General features: G+C 68.4%; 18 protein-coding genes and 1 other RNA gene. 4 read left to right on the top strand and 15 right to left on the bottom strand.

Going from position 1 to position 20,410, the window contains the following annotated elements; genetic code table 11:
• Positions 1–20: 20 nt before the first annotated feature.
• From M8A51_RS04470 to M8A51_RS04460, 3 genes are all read right to left on the bottom strand, one after another.
• Positions 21–578 carry a YfiR family protein gene (locus tag M8A51_RS04470; RefSeq protein WP_251776920.1) on the bottom strand — a complete coding sequence of 186 codons (558 nt, stop codon included), beginning with the start codon at positions 576–578 and terminating at the stop codon, positions 21–23.
• Between the two features lie 2 nt (positions 579–580).
• Positions 581–2,530 carry a TonB-dependent receptor plug domain-containing protein gene (locus M8A51_RS04465; RefSeq protein ID WP_251776919.1) on the bottom strand — a complete coding sequence of 650 codons (1,950 nt, stop codon included), beginning with the start codon at positions 2,528–2,530 and terminating at the stop codon, positions 581–583.
• Between the two features lie 91 nt (positions 2,531–2,621).
• Positions 2,622–3,092, bottom strand: coding sequence for a hypothetical protein (locus M8A51_RS04460; RefSeq protein ID WP_251776918.1), 471 nt, complete (start codon positions 3,090–3,092; stop codon positions 2,622–2,624).
• 113 nt (positions 3,093–3,205) lie between these two features.
• Here M8A51_RS04460 and M8A51_RS04455 point away from each other — a divergent pair, with 113 nt between their 5' ends.
• Both M8A51_RS04455 and M8A51_RS04450 read left to right on the top strand, forming a co-directional pair.
• Positions 3,206–4,498, top strand: coding sequence for an SDR family oxidoreductase (locus M8A51_RS04455; RefSeq protein WP_251776917.1), 1,293 nt, complete (start codon positions 3,206–3,208; stop codon positions 4,496–4,498).
• Complete coding sequence (locus tag M8A51_RS04450; RefSeq protein WP_251776916.1) at positions 4,498–4,962, top strand: DUF2269 family protein; 465 nt, start codon at positions 4,498–4,500, stop codon at positions 4,960–4,962. Before M8A51_RS04455 ends, M8A51_RS04450 begins: the two co-directional genes overlap by 1 nt.
• 1 nt (position 4,963) lies before the next feature.
• Here M8A51_RS04450 and M8A51_RS04445 read toward each other — a convergent pair whose 3' ends face one another.
• The 5 genes from M8A51_RS04445 to pyrC form a co-directional block, all read right to left on the bottom strand.
• Entirely contained in the window at positions 4,964–6,196 is a 1,233-nt protein-coding gene (locus M8A51_RS04445) for a multidrug effflux MFS transporter (protein ID WP_251776915.1), read from the bottom strand.
• Between the two features lie 52 nt (positions 6,197–6,248).
• An RNA gene (gene rnpB / locus M8A51_RS04440) (RNase P RNA component class A) lies at positions 6,249–6,580 on the bottom strand.
• A 39-nt stretch (positions 6,581–6,619) separates the two neighbouring features.
• Positions 6,620–7,279 (bottom strand): DUF3025 domain-containing protein, encoded by a 660-nt coding sequence (locus tag M8A51_RS04435; RefSeq protein WP_259371866.1) that lies wholly within the window; start codon positions 7,277–7,279, stop codon positions 6,620–6,622.
• A gap of 84 nt (positions 7,280–7,363) precedes the next feature.
• On the bottom strand, positions 7,364–8,179 hold the full coding sequence (locus M8A51_RS04430) for an NYN domain-containing protein (protein WP_251776913.1): 816 nt from the start codon (positions 8,177–8,179) through the stop codon (positions 7,364–7,366).
• Positions 8,176–9,210, bottom strand: coding sequence for a dihydroorotase (gene pyrC, locus M8A51_RS04425; protein WP_251776912.1), 1,035 nt, complete (start codon positions 9,208–9,210; stop codon positions 8,176–8,178). The genes M8A51_RS04430 and pyrC overlap by 4 nt, the downstream gene beginning before the upstream one ends.
• Before the next feature lie 121 nt (positions 9,211–9,331).
• Here pyrC and M8A51_RS04420 point away from each other — a divergent pair, with 121 nt between their 5' ends.
• The gene (locus M8A51_RS04420) at positions 9,332–9,766 is read left to right on the top strand and encodes a VOC family protein (RefSeq protein ID WP_251776911.1); all 435 of its coding nucleotides are present in this window, start codon (positions 9,332–9,334) and stop codon (positions 9,764–9,766) included.
• Between the two features lies 1 nt (position 9,767).
• Here the strand turns inward: M8A51_RS04420 and M8A51_RS04415 are convergent, their stop codons facing one another.
• The 3 genes from M8A51_RS04415 to imuA are packed head-to-tail and all read right to left on the bottom strand — an operon-like array spanning position 9,768 to position 15,069.
• Entirely contained in the window at positions 9,768–12,944 is a 3,177-nt protein-coding gene (locus M8A51_RS04415) for an error-prone DNA polymerase (protein ID WP_251776910.1), read from the bottom strand.
• 12 nt (positions 12,945–12,956) lie between these two features.
• Positions 12,957–14,297 carry a Y-family DNA polymerase gene (locus M8A51_RS04410; protein ID WP_251776909.1) on the bottom strand — a complete coding sequence of 447 codons (1,341 nt, stop codon included), beginning with the start codon at positions 14,295–14,297 and terminating at the stop codon, positions 12,957–12,959.
• Positions 14,248–15,069: a translesion DNA synthesis-associated protein ImuA gene (imuA, locus tag M8A51_RS04405; RefSeq protein ID WP_251776908.1), complete on the bottom strand. Its 822-nt coding sequence runs from the start codon at positions 15,067–15,069 to the stop codon at positions 14,248–14,250. Before imuA ends, M8A51_RS04410 begins: the two co-directional genes overlap by 50 nt.
• A gap of 251 nt (positions 15,070–15,320) precedes the next feature.
• On the opposite strand from imuA, the gene rpoH reads away from it, so the two are divergent.
• Positions 15,321–16,256: an RNA polymerase sigma factor RpoH gene (gene rpoH, locus M8A51_RS04400; RefSeq protein ID WP_251777042.1), complete on the top strand. Its 936-nt coding sequence runs from the start codon at positions 15,321–15,323 to the stop codon at positions 16,254–16,256.
• A 117-nt stretch (positions 16,257–16,373) separates the two neighbouring features.
• Here the strand turns inward: rpoH and chrA are convergent, their stop codons facing one another.
• The 4 genes from chrA to M8A51_RS04380 are packed head-to-tail and all read right to left on the bottom strand — an operon-like array spanning position 16,374 to position 20,404.
• A complete protein-coding gene (gene chrA / locus M8A51_RS04395; protein ID WP_251776907.1) occupies positions 16,374–17,717 on the bottom strand; it encodes a chromate efflux transporter in 1,344 nt (447 codons plus the stop codon).
• Complete coding sequence (locus M8A51_RS04390) at positions 17,717–18,322, bottom strand: SCO family protein (protein WP_251776906.1); 606 nt, start codon at positions 18,320–18,322, stop codon at positions 17,717–17,719. The genes chrA and M8A51_RS04390 overlap by 1 nt, the downstream gene beginning before the upstream one ends.
• On the bottom strand, positions 18,319–19,224 hold the full coding sequence (gene cyoE / locus M8A51_RS04385) for a heme o synthase (protein ID WP_251776905.1): 906 nt from the start codon (positions 19,222–19,224) through the stop codon (positions 18,319–18,321). Before cyoE ends, M8A51_RS04390 begins: the two co-directional genes overlap by 4 nt.
• A 28-nt stretch (positions 19,225–19,252) precedes the next feature.
• On the bottom strand, positions 19,253–20,404 hold the full coding sequence (locus M8A51_RS04380) for a COX15/CtaA family protein (protein ID WP_251776904.1): 1,152 nt from the start codon (positions 20,402–20,404) through the stop codon (positions 19,253–19,255).
• Positions 20,405–20,410 lie beyond the last annotated feature (6 nt).

Genomic DNA, 20,410 nt, shown 5'->3' with positions numbered 1-20,410 from the left:
CAGCGAGTGCCCGCTCCGCATCAGCGCGCCCCCACCACGCGCTCGGCCACGCTCAGCATGCGCGAACTGACGCGCACGCCCGAGCGCTCGGCTGCTGCCAGCGACACCTCGAAGCGCACGCGGCCGTCGACCCGCAGGAAATTGATCGCGCCGCCGGCCTCGAGCCCGCTCGGCGCGTCGGTGACGAGCAGCAGCGGCTGGTCGCGCAGACGGCCGAGCCAGGGGTGCCGCGTAAGTCGGCTGCCGATCAGCAAGACGTGCAGCGGGCCGGTCGCGTCGCCGGGCTGCACCTTGCGCGCCTGCAGCGTTCGGCCCTGCACCGTGCGCTCGGGCAGCATGCGCTGCAACTCGGCGAGCACCTGCTCGTCACCGGCAACGCCGATCACGATCGGGCTGTCCGCATCGGCAAATGCGCTTGCCGGCCATTCGACGAAGCTCAGGAATTTGTAGAGGTAGGCCGCCTTGACGCTCGCTTCGAGCGACGGTTCAACGGCCCGGGCATTGGCGGCCCAGGCCAGCAGCAGGCCCGCCAGCGCCAGCCACGCCACCCACTCCGCATGACGGTAGGAGCGCGGCACCGTCACAGCCGCCACCGCAATTGCAGCGACGCCGCGCGGCCGAATTCGGCCCGGTTGCCCGCAGCGCCCCACTCCACGTGTCCGGGGTCGAACAGGTTGTGCACGACCAGCGCCAGTTCGAGGTGGTTGCGTGCACGCCAGGCCAGTCGTGTGTCGACCGCGGTATAGGCCGGCACGCGGGGGTCAGGCCGTGCCCCGACGCGGCGCAGCGCAAGGTCCCATGCCAGAGCGGGCGTCACGTCGACAGCGGAACGCAGCGACCACCAGTGGCTCGGGTCGTTGCCCAGCGCCTGCAGGCCACCGGCATCGGCATACCCATCACGCAGGTGCAGGCGCTGGTCCTGCACGACGCCGCCGGCCTGCAGGCGCCATGACCGCGTCGGTCGCCAGCTGATCCACCCCTGCAGACCGCCGGTCGTTCCCTCGATGCCGTTGTCGAACACCGCGCCGCCGGCCGTCGGGGTGAGGCTGCGCAGGCGGCGGTGCCGGTGATGGAAGGCCGTCACCGAATACGACAATGCTTCGTACGGCTGAGCCCGGTGTCCGACTTCGATCACGTCGGACACCTCGGCGCGGAAGTCCTGGCCACCGGCATACAGGTAGGGCGGCTCGGCAGGTGCGTAGAACTCGCGGTCGATGCGCGACGGCGCACGCACCGCCCGCGAAATGCCGGCCCACCACACCTGCTCGGCCGTCCTGCGCCAGGCCAGGCGCAGGCTGGGCAGTACCTCGGTGCCGGTGTAGGGATTGCGTTCGACGCTGGCCGACAGCGTCAGGTGCAAGTCCTGCGACAGTGCAACGACGTCCTGTGCGAACACCCGGCTCCACTGCAGGGTCCGGTCGGGCAGCACGAAGGCAAAGGCCGCGGGGTTGTCGACGTCGTCGCGTGCGCGACGATAGCCGGCACCGAGCAGCAGTTCATGTCGCCCGCCATGGTGCAAGGCGTATTGCACGACCACGTCGACGGTGTCGAGCGTTTCATCGAAACGGCTTTCCCGGCCGAGGAACAGCGCCGGTTGTTCTCGTCGCGTGCGATCGAAGTACACCCGTGCCAGCGCGTGCGAACGGGCGTCGATCTGGCGCCTCCAGCGTCCCAGCAGGTTGCCGCCGGACGCCTTGCGCAGACCCGGTGCCTGCTCGATCGACACGCGGTAGAGATCGCCCTGCAAAGTGAGCCGATCGCCGGCGAGTTCCCAGTCGGCCCGGAAACCCGCCTGCCCTCCGTCCGAGGCGTCACGTACGTCCTCGCCGTCGGCTTTCTCGGTGTGGCGGCGATCGTGCTGCTTGAAATACAAGCGGTAGTGGCCGTTGTCGCCCCAGCGGCCACCGTGACGCACCGCCGCGCCGCGCTCGCCGGTGCCGCCGTGGACCAGCGCAGCGCTGCCCTGCGTGTCCTGCGCGCGACGCGTGATCACGTGGATCAGGCCACCCACGGCATTGGTGCCCCACAGCGCGGTACTGGGGCCAGTGATCACCTCGATACGTTCGACGTCCTCGAGCAACACATCCTGCACCTCCCAGAACACGCCGGAGAACAAGGGCGTGTAAAGGGTGCGGCCGTCGATCATCACCAGCATCTTGTTGGCCAGCACGTTGTTGAAGCCGCGGGCACTGATGGCGTACTGGTTCGCGTCGGCGCGAGCGATGTCGAGCGTCGGCGCGAGGCGCAAGGCCTCGGGCAGCGTGGTCGCCCCGCTGCGCCGGATGTCGTCGGAGGAGATCACGAAGACACTCGCCGCGGCCCGCGACAGCGGTTCGTCGCGCCGCGATACCGACGTGACGACGATGTCGCGCAGCTGCTCGAGCGACAGGTCGGCCAGATCCACGGCCCTGCCCGACGCCGCCCCCCACGGCAGCGCAGCCGCCGCTGCAGCGATCAACGCCCGCCCGACCGCCCGCTTTGCAGTGCCGCCCGGCCGCTGCACGGCTTGCTGCTTATCGGAAACGAACATGACTTCCTTGAGAGGGAAAGCACCGGCGGCCATCGGCCTTGAGCCGGAAGTCTATCGCCCGGACCGCCGGAAGATGTTTCCGTGTCGACGCTCAGCATGCCCTGCGATCGGCCCACCGCCCTCCGAGCACGATCCCCGCGGCAAAAGCGACATAGACCAGCATCAGGCTGCGCGACGACAGACGGTGCTCGAAGCCCGGCGTGAAGCGCGCTGGCGCCACTCGCAGGTCGACGCAGGCGGCCACCGACGCCACCGCTGCCGCATGGCACGCCAGGCGCACGGTGGCCCGGGGGCGCTCGCCGGGGCACAGGCGCTCGTACAACAGAGCCCAGAACACGGACGCCAGATGGTGCACCAGCAGCCCGGTGCCGGTGTAGCGCAGGCTGCCGCGATCCTGTCGCAATGCCTCGTCGCCCCACACCCAATGGCTCGGCGCGTTGAGAGCACCCACGCCGCCACGATTGTCGAGATGGCCGCGCCACGCCAGCACGAGCGTGGAGACCAGGCTGGCGACCCCGCCCGTGATCCACCCGGCGCGCAGGGCCTGTGTCAAACTTTTCATCGCGGCGCTCCTTGCTGGACGAAGGACATGCATGCCGCCCCCCGCGGAACGGCGCTTGCTCCGTCGAGGCAAACGTCGTTCCAGCCGCAGGAGACATCGATAAAGGGCCCCCCGTGATCGTTCTGTTGACCGGCGCCAACGGCTTCATCGGCCGGCGTCTCGCGGCCGCGTTGCTTGCGGCCGGGCATCACGTGATCTGCGCGATGCGCCACCCGCCCCCGACGGCACCTGGCGGTGCGCCGGTACGCTATTTCACGGCCGACCTGTCGCGCGACCTGCAGGTGAGCGACTGGCTGCCGCGGCTGGCAGGCGTCGACGCGGTGATCAACGCTGCCGGCATCCTGCGAGAGCATGGCGAGCAGCGCTTCGAGACCGTGCACGTACAGGGCCCCTGCGCCTTGTTTGCAGCCTGCGCAGCAGCCGGCGTCGCGCGCGTCGTGCAGATCTCGGCGCTGGGAGCCGACGACGACGCCACCACCGCCTACCACCTGAGCAAGAAAACGGCGGACGATTACCTGCTCGGCCTGCCGCTGCATTCGGTCGCGGTGGTTCAGCCCTCTCTCGTCTACGGTGCCGGCGGCACCAGCGCACGGCTGTTCACGCGCCTGGCAAGCCTGCCGGTGATCCCGCTGCCCGGCCGCGGGCGGCAGCCGGTGCAGCCGTTGCATGTCGACGATGCGGTCGAAGCCGTCGTCGCGCTGCTCGCCGACGACAGCATCACCGGCCGCGTTCCGTTGGTCGGCCCCGAGCCGCTGGCACTGCGCGCGTTGCTCGCGCAGTTGCGGCAGTCGATGGGGCTCGGCCGCGCCCGTTTCCTGCCGGTGCCGGCGCCGCTGGTCGCGCTGGGGGCCGGCGCGGCGGGGCTGCTGCCCGGCAGCCTGCTCGACCGCGACACGTGGCAGATGCTCCAGCGCGGCAATACGGCCGACGCCCGGTTCACGCAAGCGCTGCTCGGCCGGCCACCACGGGCGCCGATCGAGTTCGTGACGCACGACGAAGCGCCCGCGGTCGCGACGGCTGCGCGGCTCGGCTGGCTGGTGCCGCTGTTGCGCTGGTCGATGGCGTTGGTGTGGATCGTCACCGGCATCGTGTCGCTCGGCGTCTACCCGGTCGAAGCCAGCCTGTCGCTGCTGGCCCGCTCCGGCATACCCGACGCGGTCGCGCCGGCAATGCTCTACGGCGCCGCAGCACTCGACCTGGTCATCGGCATCGGGCTGCTGGTGTTGAAACGTCGCCGCTGGCTGTGGCTGCTGCAGGTCGGGCTGATGCTGTTCTACATGGCCGTCATCACGCTGAAACTGCCCGAGTTCTGGGCCCATCCCTACGGACCGATATTGAAGAATCTGCCGATGCTGGCGGTGGCGTGGCTGATGGTCGAGCTCGACGCGCCGCGCAAGGACCCCTGATGGAATACCTGATCGTCAAATGGCTGCACATCCTGTCGTCGACCTTCCTGTTCGGCACCGGCATCGGTTCGGCCTACTACATGCTGTTCGCCAGCTTGAGCCGCGACACGCGCGCGGTGGCGGTGGTCGTCAGGCACGTGGTGCGCGCCGACTGGCTGTTCACCACCACGACGGTGATCTTCCAGCCCTTGAGCGGCTTCTACCTGATCCACCTGGCCGGCTACCCCTGGACCAGCGCGTGGATCGTCTGGTCCATCGTGCTGTATTTCGTGGCCGGCGCGTGCTGGCTGCCGGTGGTATGGATGCAGATCCGCATGCGTGACATGGCGCAGCAGGCGCTGCGCGAAAACAGCGAGCTGCCACCGCAGTACTTCCGCTACCTGAAGGCCTGGGTCGCGCTCGGCATTCCGGCCTTCTTCGCGCTGGTGATCGTGTTCTACCTGATGGTCGCGAAGCCGATGTGACTCAAATGCGGCGCGTGGCGCCCACCACCTCGGGCCAACGGTGTCGCAGCACGGTCCACGCGACGAGACCGATACTCATCATCAGCAGCGACGCAGCCGCCAGGCCGACCGTCGAATGCATCACCAGGGGTGCGATCACACCGGCGACCAGACCGTTGGCGGCCGAGCCGATCACCGCCTGCAGCGACGATGCAAGGCCGCGCCGCTCGGGGAACATGTCGAGCACCATGAGCGTGACGACCGGCACCATCAGCGCCCAGCCGAACGCGAACACCGCGATCGGCAGCAGCGCCCATGCCGTGTGCGGCTCGAACAGCAGGTTGGCGCCGAGGTTGACCAGCGAGATCGCGAGCATGATGACGAAGCCGTGCCGGATCTGCCGACGCGGCGCGATCTTGCCGGCCAGCCGCCCGCTGGCCCAGGAGCCGCTCATGATGCCGCCGATGGTCAGCACGAAAAACCAGAAGAACTGGGTCGGTGCGAGCCGCAGATGCTCACCCAGGAAGGCCGGTGCCGACAGCACGTACAGGAACATGCCGTTGAACGGCACGCCGCTGGCGAGCGCGAGCAGCAGGAAACGCGGGTTGGCGCCGAGCTGCCAGTAGCCGCGCATCAGGTTGCGCGCGTTGAACGGCTGCCGGTGCGTGACGTGCAGCGTCTCGGGCAGCAGCTTGAAGTTGGCGGTCCACAACACGACGCCCACGCCGGTCAGGAACCAGAAGATCGCATGCCAGTCGGCATGCACGAACAGGTAGCCGCCGACGATGGGCGCGATGGCCGGTGCAACACCGAAGTAGATCGTGATCTGCGCCATCACGCGCTGCGCGTCAGCCGGCGGGAACATGTCGCGCACGACCGCGCGCGACACGACGATGCCGGCACCGGTCGACAGTCCTTGCAGCGCACGGAAGAACACCAGCTGCCCGATCGTCTGCGACAGTGCACAGCCGGCCGACGCGATCGTGAACATCGCGATGCCGACCAGTACCACCGGCCGCCGCCCGAAGCTGTCGGCCAGCGCGCCGTGGAACAGGTTCATGAACGCGAAGCCGAACAGGTAGGCCGACAGCGTCTGCTGCATCTGCACCGGCGTGGCGCCCAGCGAGTCGGCGATGCCGGAGAAGGCCGGGATGTAGGTGTCGATCGAGAACGGACCGAGCATGCCCAGCGCGGCCAGCAGCACCGCGAGTGCCCACCGCGGGGCCTGCCAGATCTTGTGAGCGTCGGGATTCATGCCGCCTCGCGAATCGTTGTTGTCGTCGCCGGCACGCGACGCCACAAAGTAAGAGTGAAGCAAGCCGATAGGCCGGATTCTGTGCGGCGGGTTGCCCCGCCGTGACCGCCATTCCTCTGGGCCGCCCCTCGCGGGAACGGCTCGGTGCTACCTACCCGTGGACTCAGCGAGCCGCCTCGACGTCCACCTACTTGGTATTGCTGCGCGTAGAGATTGCCCGTTTCACCCGGGTCGGGGCTTGATGCCCCGGCCCGACTCGTCTCTGTTGCTCTGATCCTCGCCTCACGGCGGACAGGTGTTACCTGCTACGCTGCCCTGTGCAGTCCGGACCTTCCTCCAGTGCGGCCTTTCAGCGTTTGCACCAGCGGCGGTCTGGCTTGCTTCACATGGCAATTATCCCGCCAGCGCGGATTTCCCGCCCGGTCAGGGGCGAAACACCTCGGTGTCGTCGTAGAACGAGGGGTCTTCGTTCTGCGGCCACCAGCCCGGCACGCCGAGCACAGGCAACGGCAGGAAGGGCTTGGGCACGAGGCACGAGGCCTCGAGACGGAGGTCACCTGGAGCCTCGGCAGACACCACGAAAACATGCGCCGTGATGCTCTTGTAGGGCTGCACGAGCTTTTCGAGCAGCGCGTGACCGAAGACTTCGAGACGTGCCTCCCGCCACAGCGGTCGCAACGTCACGAACAGGCGATGCCACTGCCGCAGACGCAGGGCCTCGACCAGCGCCTGCGGCGCCTGCAGCAAGGCCGCGTTCTCGTCGAACAGGGTCAGGGCATCGCGCAGCGGACCGCGCTTCGTGCCGACGCCTGCCTGCGCGATCTCGTGCGCCTGCAACTCGTTGAGCCGCCGCTTCAGGGCCGGACGGCTCAGCCACTGCAGGCCGTTGAAGAGATCATGCAGGTTGTCGCGCGTCGGCACGCAGGCCGTGCGACGGATGTAGGCTTCGTAGGCTTCGCCGTCCGGCAGTGCCGACTGAGGCACGAACCGCAAATCGCCGCCCGCCAGCTCGACGGGCCGCTCCATCAGCGCCGCATTCAATGCGTCGGACACGCATGCCGCTTCGTGGTGAGCAGCGACCATCACGGCCGCCGCCTGCAAGGATGCCCCCCACTGCGGTGGGCGCTCGACCCAAGCGAGCAGCGTCTGCAGCGCTGCCGGCACGCGTCAGGGCGCTCCCGGCGCGTGGTAACGCACCTTGTTGGGCTGCCGCTCAGGCGTCAGCTCGAAGCACTCGGCGTACTGCCTGAACAACCGCGTCGAGGACCCGCTGCGCGTCAGCAGCTTGGCGGCATGCAGCCGCTCGGCCGCCACCCTCAGCTCGACCTTCGCACCGTCGCGCAGCTCGGGCACCGCGTCGAGGATACGCTGCACGCCGTCGGGCACCGGCGGTGCGGCCGCAATGGCCGGCTCGACGACGCGCCCGCGCGACGGGCCGTCCTTGCGGGTGCCGCGTTTGCGAGCCGCGGGGGCAGGCGCAGGTGCCGCGGCAGCGACCACGGCCGGGGCTCGGGCCGACGCCCGCTTCGCCGGCGTGCGCGGTGCGGACCGCCGGTGCGCGATGTCGACGAAGTCGTCGTACACCGCGGTCGAGTCCTCGCCGGTCTTGCCGGTCTGACCGATGCCTTCGACGCGGCAACCCTTCTCGCGCAGCCGGACCACCAGCGGCGCAAAATCGGAATCGGACGAAACGATGACCGCCACGTCGGGCCGCTCGGTCATTGCAAGATCGATCGCGTCGATCGCGAGTGCAATGTCAGTGCAGTTCTTACCGGCCGACAGGTTGACCATGGGGCGCAGCGACAAGCCCGTGAACAGCTTGGCGTGCTTCAGCGCCGACTCGGGCGTGCAGTAGGCACGGCGCACATGCACCGCGCCATGACGTTGCATCACGAGCTCGAAGGCTTGCTGGATGACGTCGACCGACACGTTGTCGGCGTCGACGAGCAGCATCACGCGGGGCCGGTTCGACATGTTGTTCATGAGAGTCTCCATGCCAGCGTTTCACCGCCGCGCAGCGGTTTCAGCTGCGCGTCGCCGAACGGAACGCTCTCCGGCGGCGTCCAGCTCTCGCGCTGCAGCGTGACGGTACCGGTGTTGCGCGGCAGGCCGTAGAAGTCGGCGCCATGGTAGCTGGCGAACGCCTCGAGCCGGTCGAGCGCACCGGCGGCCTCGAAAGCCTCGGCGTACAACTCGATCGCCGCGTGCGCGGTGTAGCAGCCTGCGCAGCCCGTCGCGTGCTCCTTCAGGTGCGCCGGGTGCGGAGCGCTGTCAGTGCCGAGGAAGAACTTCGGGCTGCCCGACGTGGCGGCCGCCACCAGTGCGCGGCGGTGTTCCTCGCGCTTGAGCACCGGCAGGCAATAGTAGTGCGGGCGGATGCCGCCGGTGAAGATCGCGTTGCGGTTGTAGAGCAGATGGTGCGCGGTGATGGTGGCGCCGAGCCGCGCGTCGGCCTCGCTCACGTACTGCGCCGCGTCCTTGGTGGTGATGTGCTCGAAGACGATCTTCAGTTCGGGGAAGTCGCGCCGCAGCGGGATCAGCTTCGTGTCGATGAAGGCCCGCTCTCGATCGAAGATGTCGATCTCCGGGTCGGTCACCTCGCCGTGCACCAGCAGCAACAGGCCGTGCTGCTGCATCGCTTCCAGCGTCTTGTAGGTCTTGCGCAGGTCGGTCACGCCGGCATCGCTGTTGGTGGTGGCGCCCGCAGGGTAGAGCTTGACGGCGACGACCCCCGCGGCCCGGGCTCGCATGATCTCGTCCGGCGGCAGGTTGTCGGTCAGGTACAGCGTCATCAGCGGCTCGAAGGCTGCGCCTTCCGGCACTGCGGCAAGGATGCGCTCGCGGTAGGCCAGCGCCTGCGCCGCAGTGGTGACCGGCGGGCGCAGGTTGGGCATGATGATCGCGCGGCCGAACTGGCGCGCCGTGTCGGGCACGACCGTCTGCATCGCGGCGCCGTCGCGCACGTGCAGATGCCAGTCATCCGGTCGGGTCAAGGTCAGCGTCGTGGAGGTCATGGGCAGGGATTGTCCCACCACCGGACGGGGGAAATCACTGGCAACACATTGCCGGCCAGCAGGAGGGAGCAAGCTCTATCCTCGCCTGTTTTCCCTCATCGACCGCCTGGGAGAGACTGCCATGAACCCGATCGCCAAGAACACCCGCGCCACCGTGATCCCCTGCCTGCGCTACCGCGAGGCGCCCGCCGCGATCGACTGGCTGTGCGAGGTCTTCGGTTTCGAGCGCCACCTCGTCGTGCCGAACGACAGCGGCGGCGTCGCGCATGCGCAGTTGAGCTTCGGCAACGGCATGGTGATGGTGGCGTCGGCCGACCAGGAATCGGAGTACGGCGATCTCGTCAACCTGCCCGATCAGGTGGGCGGGATCGAGACGCAAAGCCCCTATCTCGTCGTCAACGATGCGGATGCAGTCTACGAACGGGCCAAGGCTGCCGGCGCGCAGATCATCATCGAGATCAAGGACGAGGATTACGGCGGCCGCGGTTTCACCTGCCGCGACCTCGAAGGCCGGCTGTGGAACGTGGGCACCTACGACCCCTGGCCCGCACAGTGAGTCAGTGGAAGTCGCGGCTTGCGGTGCCGAGCCGCCCGAGCAGCGGTGTCAGGTCTTCCAGGTGGTGAGCGACCAGGTGGCACACGCCGTTCTGCTTCTGCCACACGCCTGACACCGCCAGCAGGCGCGATTCGAGCAGCGCGCGCCGCTGTCGCTCGCGCACGCGTGGCCAGACGATCACGTTGACGGTGCCCGTCTCGTCTTCGAGCGAGACGAAGATCGTCCCCTTCGCCGTGCCCGGCTGCTGGCGCATCGTGACGATGCCACAGGCGCGCGCGAGCCGGCCGTCGGGCAGGCCGTGCAGCGCCTCCGACGTCAGCAGGCGCCGCTTCGCGAGCATCGGCCGCAGCAACTGCAACGGGTGGCTGCGCAGCGTCAGCTTCATCGAGCTGTAGTCGAACAGGATCTCCTCGCCTTCGGCGGCGGGCAGCAGTTCCAGCTGCGGCTCGGCCATCGGCGCATCTTTCAGCAGCGCAGTCGTCGGCTGCCATGCCGCAGCCTGCCAGACCTGCTGGCGCCGGTGCCCCGCCAGGCTGCGCAACGCATCGGCGCCGGCCAGACGCTTCAGGTCGGCCGGCTCGAGCTGCGCCCGGCGGGCCAGGTCCTGCACGTCCTCGAACGGCCCGTCGCCCCGCGCCTGGGCAATGCGCTCGGCGACATCTTCGCGCAAGCCACCGATCGACTTCAGCCCCAGCCGCACCGGCGGTTGCCGGTCGCGCGGCGCGGGCTCGAGATCCTCGAAGCCGGCCTCGACACCGCTGTACTGCACGTCCACCGGCCGCACCTCGATGCCGTTGCGGCCCGCGTCCTGCACCAGTTGGCTCGGCGAGTAGAACCCCATCGGCTGCGAATTCAGCATGGCCGCCAGGAAGGCTGCCGGCTCGTGGCATTTCATCCAGCTGCTGTCGTAGGCCAGCAGCGCGAAGGAGGCGGCGTGACTCTCGGGGAAGCCGTATTCGCCGAAACCTTCGACCTGCTTGAAGATCTGCTCGGCGAATTCCTCCGAATAGCCGTTCTTCGTCATGCCGGCAATGATCTTCTGGTGGAAAGGTTTCACGTTGCCATGGCGCTTCCAGGCCGCCATCGCACGGCGCAGCCTGTCCGCGTCGCCAGGGGTGAAATCGGCACACAGCATGCACAACTGCATCACCTGCTCCTGGAAGATCGGCACCCCCAGCGTGCGGCCCAAGGCTTCGCGCAGTTTCTCGTCCTCGATCACGGTCGGCGGCAGCCCCTGGCACCTGAGCTCGGCTTCCCTCTCGCGCCGCTTCAGGTAGGGGTGCACCATGCCGCCCTGGATCGGCCCTGGCCGCACGATCGCCACCTCCACCACCAGGTCGTAGAAGGTGCGCGGCTTCAGGCGCGGCAGCATGCTCTGCTGGGCACGGCTCTCGATCTGGAACACGCCGATGGTGTCGGCGCGGCAGATCATGTCGAAGGTGGCCGGGTCCTTGTCGGGCACGTCTTGCAGCCGGAACGGGTGGCCGCGACGCTGCGCGATGAATTCCAGCGCACGCCGCAACGCACTCAGCATGCCGAGCGCCAGCACGTCGACTTTCATCAGACGCAACGTGTCGAGATCGTCCTTGTCCCACTCGATCACGGTGCGGTCTTTCATCGCGGCGTTCTCGATCGGCACGATACGGCTGAGCTTGCCCCTGGCGATCACGAAGCCACCGGTGTGCTGGCTCAGGTGGCGCGGGAAGCCCTTCAGCTGCCGCGTCAGCGCGATCCATTGCTGTACGCGGGGGTCGTTCAGGTCCAATCCCAGCTCGGCCAGGCGCGCGGCCATCACCTCCAGGCTGTCCCACCAGTGGTGGCTTTTCGCCAGTGCGTCGATCTGCGTGTCGTCGAATCCCAGCGCCTTGCCCACATCGCGGATCGCGCTGCGCGAGCGGTAGCTGATCACCGTCGCGGTGAGTGCGGTGCGCTCGCGGCCGTACTTCTGATAAAGGTGCTGGATCACCTCTTCCCGGCGCTGGTGCTCGAAGTCGACATCGATGTCGGGTGGCTCGTCGCGCTCCTTGCTGATGAAGCGCTCGAACAGCGTATTGATGCGCGCCGGGTCGATCTCGGTGATGTGCAGGCAATAGCACACGGCCGAGTTGGCCGCCGACCCGCGCCCCTGGCACAGGATCTTCTGCCCGCGCGCGAACCGGACGATGTCGAACACCGTGAGGAAGTATTTCTCGTAGCGCTTCTCGCCGATGATGCGCAACTCCTTCTCGATCAGTTCGCGCACCTTCTCGGGCACGCCTTGCGGGAACCGATCCTGCGCGCCCTCGTAGGTCATGCGACGCAGGTAGCTCGCGGCCGTCTCGCCCGGGGGCACCACTTCCTCGGGGTATTCGTAGGCCAGCTCGCCGAGACTGAACGTGCACTGTGCGGCCAGGTCCGCCGCGGCCTGCAGCAGCTCGGCCGGATAGAGCTGCGCGAGCCGCAGACGCGTGCGCAGGTGACGTTCGGCGTTGGGTTGCAACACCGTACCGCATTCGCTCACAGGTCGACCAAGCCGGATGGCGGTCAGCACGTCCTGCAGCGGCTTGCGTGACCGCACGTGCATGTGCACGTCGCCAGACGCCACCAGCGCCACGCCGGCCAGCCGGCCCGCTTCCCGCAGCGTGTGCAGCCACGCGTGATCGTCGATGTCGCGCAGCAGCTCGACGGCCAGCCTCCCGTGGTCGCCGAAAGATCTGCGCAGCCACCCTGCCTGCGCGAACACGGCATCCGACGAAGCCCGGCGGTCGGGCACCAGCAGCACGAAACAGTCGCGCAGGCGCGATGGCATCACCTGCGGCCATGTCAGCCGGTAACTGCCCTTGGGGCTGTTGCGGCGCAGCCGCGTGATGAATTCGCTTAGGTTTTCGTAGCCGTTGCGGTTGCGCGCCAGCACCACCAGCCGGAACGGCGTCGGCGCATCGACGCGAAATTCGCTGCCGATCACCAGATGCAGCACCGGCGGCTCGGTGCCCTGCTCCTTCGCCTCTTCCTTCAGGTCCAGCAGCGCCTGGTAGGCCCGCACCACACCGGCGAGCGAACATTCGTCGGTGACCGCCAGCGCGCGGTAGCCCAGTTCATGCGCCCTGCGCACCAGCTCGCCCGGGTGCGACGCACCGCGCTGGAAGCTGAAGTTGGTCAGGCAGTGAAGCTCGGCATAGGCCGGCAGCGGGGTGTGCATGGCTGCCTCGCCTCACCCGAACACGCCTTGCAGGAACCAGCCGGCCGTACCGGCGGGCATGCGCTCGCGGTAGATCCACAGCAGCCCGGCCCGCGGGTTGAATGCCACGAAGTAGTCGCGTGCCACGCGACCGGGCGCACCGGGCTGCACCGCCCACCAGCCGGCTTCGATGCGATGCGGCCCGGCCAGCAGCTGCAGCGTGCCGTGATAGTGCGGGCGGTTCTGGCGCGTCTGCAGCGGCAAGGGCTGCGCCAGCAGCCAGCCGGGCAGCGGCAGCCCTTCCGGCATCGCCGGTGGGCGGCTCGCGGGCTGCCATTCAGCGGCCGGCACCCAGCGCTGCATCGCCTCAGGCCGGTGGTCCGAGTACAGCACCGGCCGCAGCACCCGCTCCTGCCCCAGGCGCGCCGACAGCCGCTCCAGCAACTGCGCCAGGGATGCGCCTTCGCGCACGGCGCGACTGGCGTCCAGCGCCAGGCCCCGGCTTTCGGGCACCAGCGGCTCGACCTCGTCGGCCCGCAGGCCCAGTTCGCCGACCGGGCCGGCCAGGGGCACATGGGCCAGCAGTTCGCTCAGCAGTCGGCACAGGTGATCCGGCTCGCGCGTCAATTCGGCCACGCGCACTTCCAGGGCGCCGGCATCGTCGACACCGGGGCGATGGAAGTCGTGCCGCCAGTGCAGCACGAAGTGCCGCACCCCCGCATGGCGGGCGGTGAGCCAGCCGCACATCTGCAGCAGCAGGCGACGGGCGCCGAACATCAGTGCGCCGGCCGCCTCGACCCGGCCCGGAAGTTCGAGCCGGGCGTCGAACACCTCCGGCAGCGCCAGCCAGTCGAAGCTCTCAGGCCGCTCGCCGTAGGCCTGGTCGAACGCTTCGACCAGCGCCGCGCCGCAACGGCGGCTCAAGCCTGCCCGAGGCAGCGCATGCACCTGGCCCAAGGTGCGACAGCCCAGACGCTCCAGCAGGGCTTCGTGTTCGGCGGCAGCGCTCAAGGCCGCCAGCGGCATGGCGTCCAGCCGCTGGCGCCAGGGGGCACGGGTGCTCGGCGGCGCGCTGCGCGCGAAAGCCAGGGCCGCCAGGGCCGTCGGGGCCCGCGCCATCGCCTCGCAGCCCAGATCGCGCGCCTCGCGCTGCACACGCAGGCACAGGGCCTGTGCACCACCGAACAGGCGCAGACTGGGTTGTACGTCCATCAGCACGGCTTCGTCGAGCAACACCACGCGCGGCGTGAACTGCAGTGCCCAGCAGCCGATCGCGCGCTGCTGCACAGCGTCGTGCGCGGGTTCGGCAGGTGCCCGGCGGGCGTCAACCGGCCACGGGCTCGACGGCGTGATCAGGGCCAGCCAGTACGGCATTGCTGTGCTCCTGTGGTTCGACGGGTGGAACAACGGACGCCGGTGCCACCATGCCGCGCAGCCTGCTGGCCAGCACCCCCGACATGCGCGGCGGCAACGTGGAAAGTTCCAGCACGCCTTCGTGCGTCGGGCCGCGGCGCTTCAGCAGCCGCACCTGCAGGCTCCAGGGTTGTGCAGGCGCCGCCCACAGCCGCAGCGGTGCCGGCGAAGACTGCTGCTGCGCCTCTTGCGGGCGAAACATGAACAACGGCGCATCCGCCTGCTGGGCATGGGCCTGCAGGCGGCGCAAAGCCTGGGGCCGCGCCGGCTGCGGCAGCCACAGCAGCACGGCCGCCGTCTGCCGGCAGTGCAGGGCCTGCTCGGCGGCCCACAAGGCCTGGGCCGGCGTATCGACAGCCACCCAGACCAGCGCGGCGGGGTCCAGGTCGGTCAATGCCAGACCCGGCATGTGCGGCGCCGTGCCCTTCGGCGCACCGATCAGGACACTGGCGCCGCCCTTCTCGGCCAGCCGCCCCAGCGCCGGGCCGAGCAGGCGCCATTCACAGCCGGCCCCCGGCGGCAGCAGCACCTCTGTCAGCGCCCCGCACGGCCACCCCCCGCCAGGAAGTTCACGGTCCAGCATCTCGTGGCCGGTGGGCAGCACACGCCCGGCTGTCCCGCCCAGGGCGTCCCCGCGCCACAGGCAACCACGCTCGGCCAGCATCTCGACGCCCGAGGGCAACGACACAGACAAAGAAGCCGGCTCGGCCGGCTGCAGGGAGGGCGCTTGCATGGTCATGGATACTGTATGAACGTACAGTATATGAGCCGGTGCGCCGTGTCGAGCGGTAATCCTTCATGGTGCCGCGGCAAAGCGGGTCGGCATGAAGGCTGCCGCCCCCACCGGCCACACCCAACGAGCCTCACCTATTGAAGCAAGAAACTCCGATAGCTTGCGCTGATCGAAGGCTTCGAGCGAAGCTTTTAGCACTCACCCATATCGAGTGCTAATATTTGCGGAACGAAAGGAGGTTCTGGATGTCTATGGCTTCTATGAACGTCTCACCCGCTACTGCACTGACTGTCCGTGATCCCTGGGCCCTGGTGCCTTCGCTGGGCAACCTGGACGCGTACATCTCGGCCGTCAATCGTCTCCCGATGCTGACTCAGGAAGAGGAAACTCGCTACGCCCGCCAGTTCCGCGAGCACAACGACCTGGAAGCCGCCGGAAAGCTCGTGATGTCGCACCTGCGCCTGGTGGTGTCGGTGTCGCGCCAGTATCTCGGCTACGGCCTGCCCCACGGCGACCTGATCCAGGAAGGCAACGTCGGCCTGATGAAGGCCGTCAAGCGCTTCGACCCGGAACAGGGCGTGCGTCTCGTCAGCTATGCGCTGCACTGGATCAAGGCCGAGATCCACGAGTACATCCTGAAAAACTGGCGCATGGTCAAGGTTGCGACCACCAAGGCCCAGCGCAAGCTGTTCTTCAACCTGCGCTCGATGAAACAGAGCCTGAAGGAAGAAGCCGCCGAGGGCGACACCCATCGCACCACGCTGACCGACCGCGAGATCGATACGGTCGCGCGCGAGCTGAATGTCAAGCGCGAAGAGGTGATGGAGATGGAAACCCGCCTGTCGGGCGGGGACGTGGCGCTGGAGCCGACGATCGACGACGGCGAGGAAAGTTATGCGCCCATCACCTATCTGGCCGACGAAGGCAGCGAGCCGACCCGTGTGATGGAAGCCCAGCGCCGCGACGTGCTGGCAACCGACGGTGTGGCCCTTGCGCTCCAGGCACTGGACGACCGCAGCCGCCGTATCGTCGAGGAACGCTGGCTGAAGGTCAACGACGACGGTTCGGGGGGCATGACGCTGCACGAGCTGGCGGCCGACTACGGCATCAGTGCCGAGCGCATCCGCCAGATCGAAGTGGCGGCCATGAAGAAGATGCGCAAGGCGCTGGCCGATTACGCGGCTTGAGCTCGAGCGTCGTCGCCTCTACCCACGAGCAAGCCGCCTCCGGGCGGCTTTTTTCATGGCCTTGCCGGGGGCCGTCGACTCCGCCGCGCCAACGGGCGCGCCGGCAAGCAGGGGCCGTCAGGCACCGAACACCCACCTCAACGCGAGGCCGGCCAAGGCGCAGCCGCCGATCACTTCCATCACGCCGCGCTGGAAACGGAACAAGGCCAACGCTGCAGCGACTGCGATCAACGCGCTGGCAGTCTCGATGCGCCCGCCCAGCCCTTCGGGCCACAACACGTGGTAGGCGAAGAACAACGCCAGATTCAGGATCACGCCGACCACCGCGGCGGTGATCCCCGTCAACGGCGCGGTGAACTTGAGGTTCTGGTGGGTCGACTCGACCAGCGGGCCGCCGAGCAGGATGAAGGCGAACGACGGCAGGAAGGTGAAGAAGGTGACCACCGTGGCCGCCAGTGCGCCGGACAGGAACAGCGCCTCGGGGCCGAGCACCGCCTTCGTCCAGCCGCCGACGAAGCCGACGAAGGCCACCACCATGATCAGCGGGCCGGGGGTGGTCTCGCCGAGCGCGAGGCCGTCGATCATCTGCGCCGCGGTGAGCCACTGGTGGTGATCGACGGCGCCCTGGTAGACGTAGGGCAACACGGCGTAGGCGCCGCCGAAGGTCAGCAGCGCAGCCTTGGTGAAGAACCAGCCCATCTGCGCGAGCGTGCCCTGCCAGCCGCCGAAGCCGGCCGCCAATGCCGCCATCGCTGCCCCCCACAGCAACACGGCGATTGCCGCGACAGCTGCGAAGCGGCCCCAGCGGTGGCGGGCGTGCGGCGGCGTCGGCGTGTCGCCGTCGATCGCTGCCGGCCCGTAACCGTCTTTCGCGGCACCGTGGCCGCCGCCCATCGCAAAGTGTCCGGGCGCCCAACGCCCGCCGGCTGCACCGATCAGGCCCGCGGCCAGCACGATGAAGGGAAACGGCACGTTGAACGCGAAGATCGCCACGAAGGCAGCCGCTGCAATCGCCCACAGCGCACTGCTCTTCAGCGCCCGGGAGCCGATGCGCCAGGCCGCGTGCAGCACGATGGCGGTGACCGCCGGCTTGATCCCGTAGAACAGTCCGGCGACCAGCGACGTGTGACCATACGCGAGGTAGACCCACGACAGCGCGGTCAGGATGAACAGCGACGGCAGCACGAACAGACCGCCCGCCACGATGCCGCCCCAGGTGCGGTGCATCAGCCAGCCGATGTACGTCGCGAGCTGCTGGGCTTCGGGGCCGGGCAGCACCATGCAGTAATTCAACGCATGCAGGAAGCGATGCTCGGAGATCCAGCGCCGGCGCTCGACCAATTCCTGGTGCATCACGGCGATCTGCCCTGCGGGGCCACCGAAACTGATGAAGCCGAGTTTGAGCCAGAACAGGAAAGCCTGCCGGAAACTCGGAAGTGCCGGCCTTTCCTGCGGTGGCATCAAGCAGCCTGCAGCAGTTGCTTCATGTCCTCGGTGAGCGCCTGGGCACCGGAACCATGGCGCGTGAAAAGGCGGATGCGGCCCTGCGTATCGAACACGTAGACACCGGCGGTGTGGTCCATCGTGTAGCTGCCGGGCGTCTTGCCGGGCACCTTCGCGTAGAACACCTTGAACTCCTTGGCCACCGCAGCCGTCTGCTCCGGCGTGCCGCGCAACGCGACGAAACCCGGATCGAAGTTGCCCATGTAAGCCTTCAGCAACTCGGGCGTGTCGCGTTCGGGGTCGACGGTGATGAACACGCCCTGCAGCTTGTCCCTGTCAGGTCCCAGCGCCTGCTTGACCTGCGCCAGCTCGGCCAGTGCGGTCGGACAAACATCGGGACATTGCGTGAAGCCGAAGAACACGGCCACCAGCTTGCCCTTGAAGTCGGCCAGCGTGCGCTCCTGCCCGTGCTGATCGGTCAGCTTGAAGTCGCGGGCGTATTCGGCGCCGGTGATGTCGATGCTGTGGAACTTCGCGCCGCTGGCGCCGGGTGCGCCGGCACGGTCGCAGGCAGCCAACACCGCCGATGCACCGGCAAGCAGAAGAAGGTGACGTCGTTTCATGCCAGCCAGGGCCTCGTGTAGTGGTCGATCAGCAAGGCTGCGAACAGCAGCGACAAATGCAGGATGGAAAACCGGAAGGTGCGGCGCGCGAGCGGGTCGGAATAGTTGCGCCACAACCGCCAGCCGTAGGCAATGAACCAGCCGCCGAGCACGATGGCCGCGCCCAGGTAGAGCCAGCCGCTCATGCCGTAGATGAAAGGCAGCAAGGTGGCAGCGAACAGCACGAAGGTGTAGAGCAGCACATTGAGCCGCGTGAACTCGGAGCCGTGCGTCACGGGCAGCATCGGCAGGCCGGATTTGCGGTAGTCCTCGGCGCGGTAGAGCGCCAGGGCCCAGAAATGCGGCGGGGTCCACAGGAAGATGATGAGGAACAGGATCATCGCTTCGGGGCCGACGTCGCCGCGCATTGCAGCCCAGCCGAGCACCGGCGGCATGGCGCCCGAAGCACCGCCGATGACGATGTTCTGTGGCGTCAGAGGCTTGAGCACCACCGTGTAAATGACGGCATAGCCCACGAAGGTGCCGAAGGTCAGCCACATCGTCAGCGGATTGACCAGTGCATAGAGCACCGCCATGCCGGCGCCGCACAGCACGCCCGAGAAAACCAGCGTCTGCGTGTTGGTGAGCTGGCCCTTGGCGGTCGGGCGCCAGGCGGTGCGCGCCATCTTCGCGTCGATGTGCTGCTCGACGAGACAGTTGAAGGCGGCGGCGGCGCTCGCGACCAGCCAGACGCCGGCGGTCGCCGCCAGAGCGACGCCAAGGTCGGGCAGGCCCGGTACCGCGAGGAACATGCCGATCACGGCACAGAACACGATCAGCTGCACCACGCGCGGCTTCGTCAACGCGTAGAACTGTGCGACGCGCGACGGCAGGGTGTGGGAGCTGGCGATCGATCCAGACATGGCGGACAGGGTGGGGAAGCGGTCGATTCTAGGACGCGAGCCGGGCCGTGCCGGTGGCGGGCGACGGACTCGCAGCGATGCGGCGCAGCCGGGTGCGGGTCAGCAGGGCGGTCAGCACGCCGACGAGCACTGCGGCCCCTCCCGTGTGGCTCACGGCGGCGGGCAGCGGCCAGCCGAGCACCACGTTGCTCAATCCGGTACCGAACTGCCAGGCGGCGCAACCCAGCAGCGCCCATGCAAAGCGCCGCGCCTGCCGCTCGTGCCCCTGGATGGCCAGCAGCCGCCATGCCAGCAGGCCGATGGCGACGAAAACCACATAGGCCGCGAGGCGGTGCGTGTAGTGGATCGCCGTGAGCGCCGCAAACGGCAGGTAGCCACCGTCGCGGCCGGCACCGAGCTCGCGCGCGATCGTGTAGCCGTGCTCGAAGTCCATGGCCGGCCACCAGCTGCCGTTGCAGGCCGGAAAACCCCGGCAGGCGAGCACCGCGTAGTTCGTGCTGACCCAGCCGCCGAGCGCCACCTGGAGCCAGACCAGTGCGAACACGGCCCAGGCCAGCCGGTGCACGCCGGGCGGCAACTGCAGCCGACGGCCGCGGAAGACCTGCGCCTGCGCTGTCAGCAGTGCGACCAGCATCAGCCCACCCAGCAAGTGCGCCGTGACGATGGCCGGGTACAGCTTCCAGGTGACGGTGAGTGCGCCGAAGGCACCTTGCACGCAGACCCACACCAGCGTCACGCTCGCCCACCACGGCGACAAGGCGATGTGCCGGCGCAGCAGCCAGCTTGCCACGGCCATCACGGTGATCAGCACGCCGACACCGGTGGCGAGATAGCGATGCACCATCTCGATCCAGGCCTTCTTGTGCGTGACCGGTCCGGTCGGCATCTCGGCTTGCGCCGAGCTGATCTCCTGGTGCGCACCGAAGGGGCTGGCGCTGCCATAGCACCCCGGCCAGTCGGGGCAGCCGAGACCCGAATCGGTCAGCCGCGTGAAGGCACCGAAGAGCACCAGATCGAAGGTCAGGAACAGCGTCAGCAGGGTCAACGCGGCCAGCCGCTGCGCGGGCGCCGCGCGGCGAGTGCGCAACCACACCCAGGCGAGCGGGCCGAGCGCGATCACGATGCCCAACAGGGCCATGCGAACGATCGGCGTGAGGTCGTAGAGCGCCTGCGATTCCATGGCGGT

Source organism: Caldimonas mangrovi, assembly GCF_023721835.1.
GTDB lineage: Bacteria > Pseudomonadota > Gammaproteobacteria > Burkholderiales > Burkholderiaceae_C > Caldimonas > Caldimonas mangrovi.
Note: the sequence above shows the minus strand (reverse complement) of the source record. Positions and strands in the feature narration are given on the sequence as shown.

Coding starts and splice junctions, on each gene's coding strand:
- M8A51_RS04465 (WP_251776919.1), bottom strand. CDS start 2,530: ATGTTCGTTTCCGATAAGCAGCAAGCCGTGCAGCGGCCGGGCGGCACT.
- M8A51_RS04460 (WP_251776918.1), bottom strand. CDS start 3,092: ATGAAAAGTTTGACACAGGCCCTGCGCGCCGGGTGGATCACGGGCGGG.
- M8A51_RS04450 (WP_251776916.1), top strand. CDS start 4,498: ATGGAATACCTGATCGTCAAATGGCTGCACATCCTGTCGTCGACCTTC.
- M8A51_RS04445 (WP_251776915.1), bottom strand. CDS start 6,196: ATGAATCCCGACGCTCACAAGATCTGGCAGGCCCCGCGGTGGGCACTC.
- M8A51_RS04435 (WP_259371866.1), bottom strand. CDS start 7,279: ATGGTCGCTGCTCACCACGAAGCGGCATGCGTGTCCGACGCATTGAAT.
- M8A51_RS04430 (WP_251776913.1), bottom strand. CDS start 8,179: ATGAACAACATGTCGAACCGGCCCCGCGTGATGCTGCTCGTCGACGCC.
- pyrC (WP_251776912.1), bottom strand. CDS start 9,210: ATGACCTCCACGACGCTGACCTTGACCCGACCGGATGACTGGCATCTG.
- M8A51_RS04420 (WP_251776911.1), top strand. CDS start 9,332: ATGAACCCGATCGCCAAGAACACCCGCGCCACCGTGATCCCCTGCCTG.
- M8A51_RS04415 (WP_251776910.1), bottom strand. CDS start 12,944: ATGCACACCCCGCTGCCGGCCTATGCCGAGCTTCACTGCCTGACCAAC.
- M8A51_RS04410 (WP_251776909.1), bottom strand. CDS start 14,297: ATGCCGTACTGGCTGGCCCTGATCACGCCGTCGAGCCCGTGGCCGGTT.
- imuA (WP_251776908.1), bottom strand. CDS start 15,069: ATGCAAGCGCCCTCCCTGCAGCCGGCCGAGCCGGCTTCTTTGTCTGTG.
- rpoH (WP_251777042.1), top strand. CDS start 15,321: ATGGCTTCTATGAACGTCTCACCCGCTACTGCACTGACTGTCCGTGAT.
- chrA (WP_251776907.1), bottom strand. CDS start 17,717: ATGCCACCGCAGGAAAGGCCGGCACTTCCGAGTTTCCGGCAGGCTTTC.
- M8A51_RS04390 (WP_251776906.1), bottom strand. CDS start 18,322: ATGAAACGACGTCACCTTCTTCTGCTTGCCGGTGCATCGGCGGTGTTG.
- cyoE (WP_251776905.1), bottom strand. CDS start 19,224: ATGTCTGGATCGATCGCCAGCTCCCACACCCTGCCGTCGCGCGTCGCA.
- M8A51_RS04380 (WP_251776904.1), bottom strand. CDS start 20,404: ATGGAATCGCAGGCGCTCTACGACCTCACGCCGATCGTTCGCATGGCC.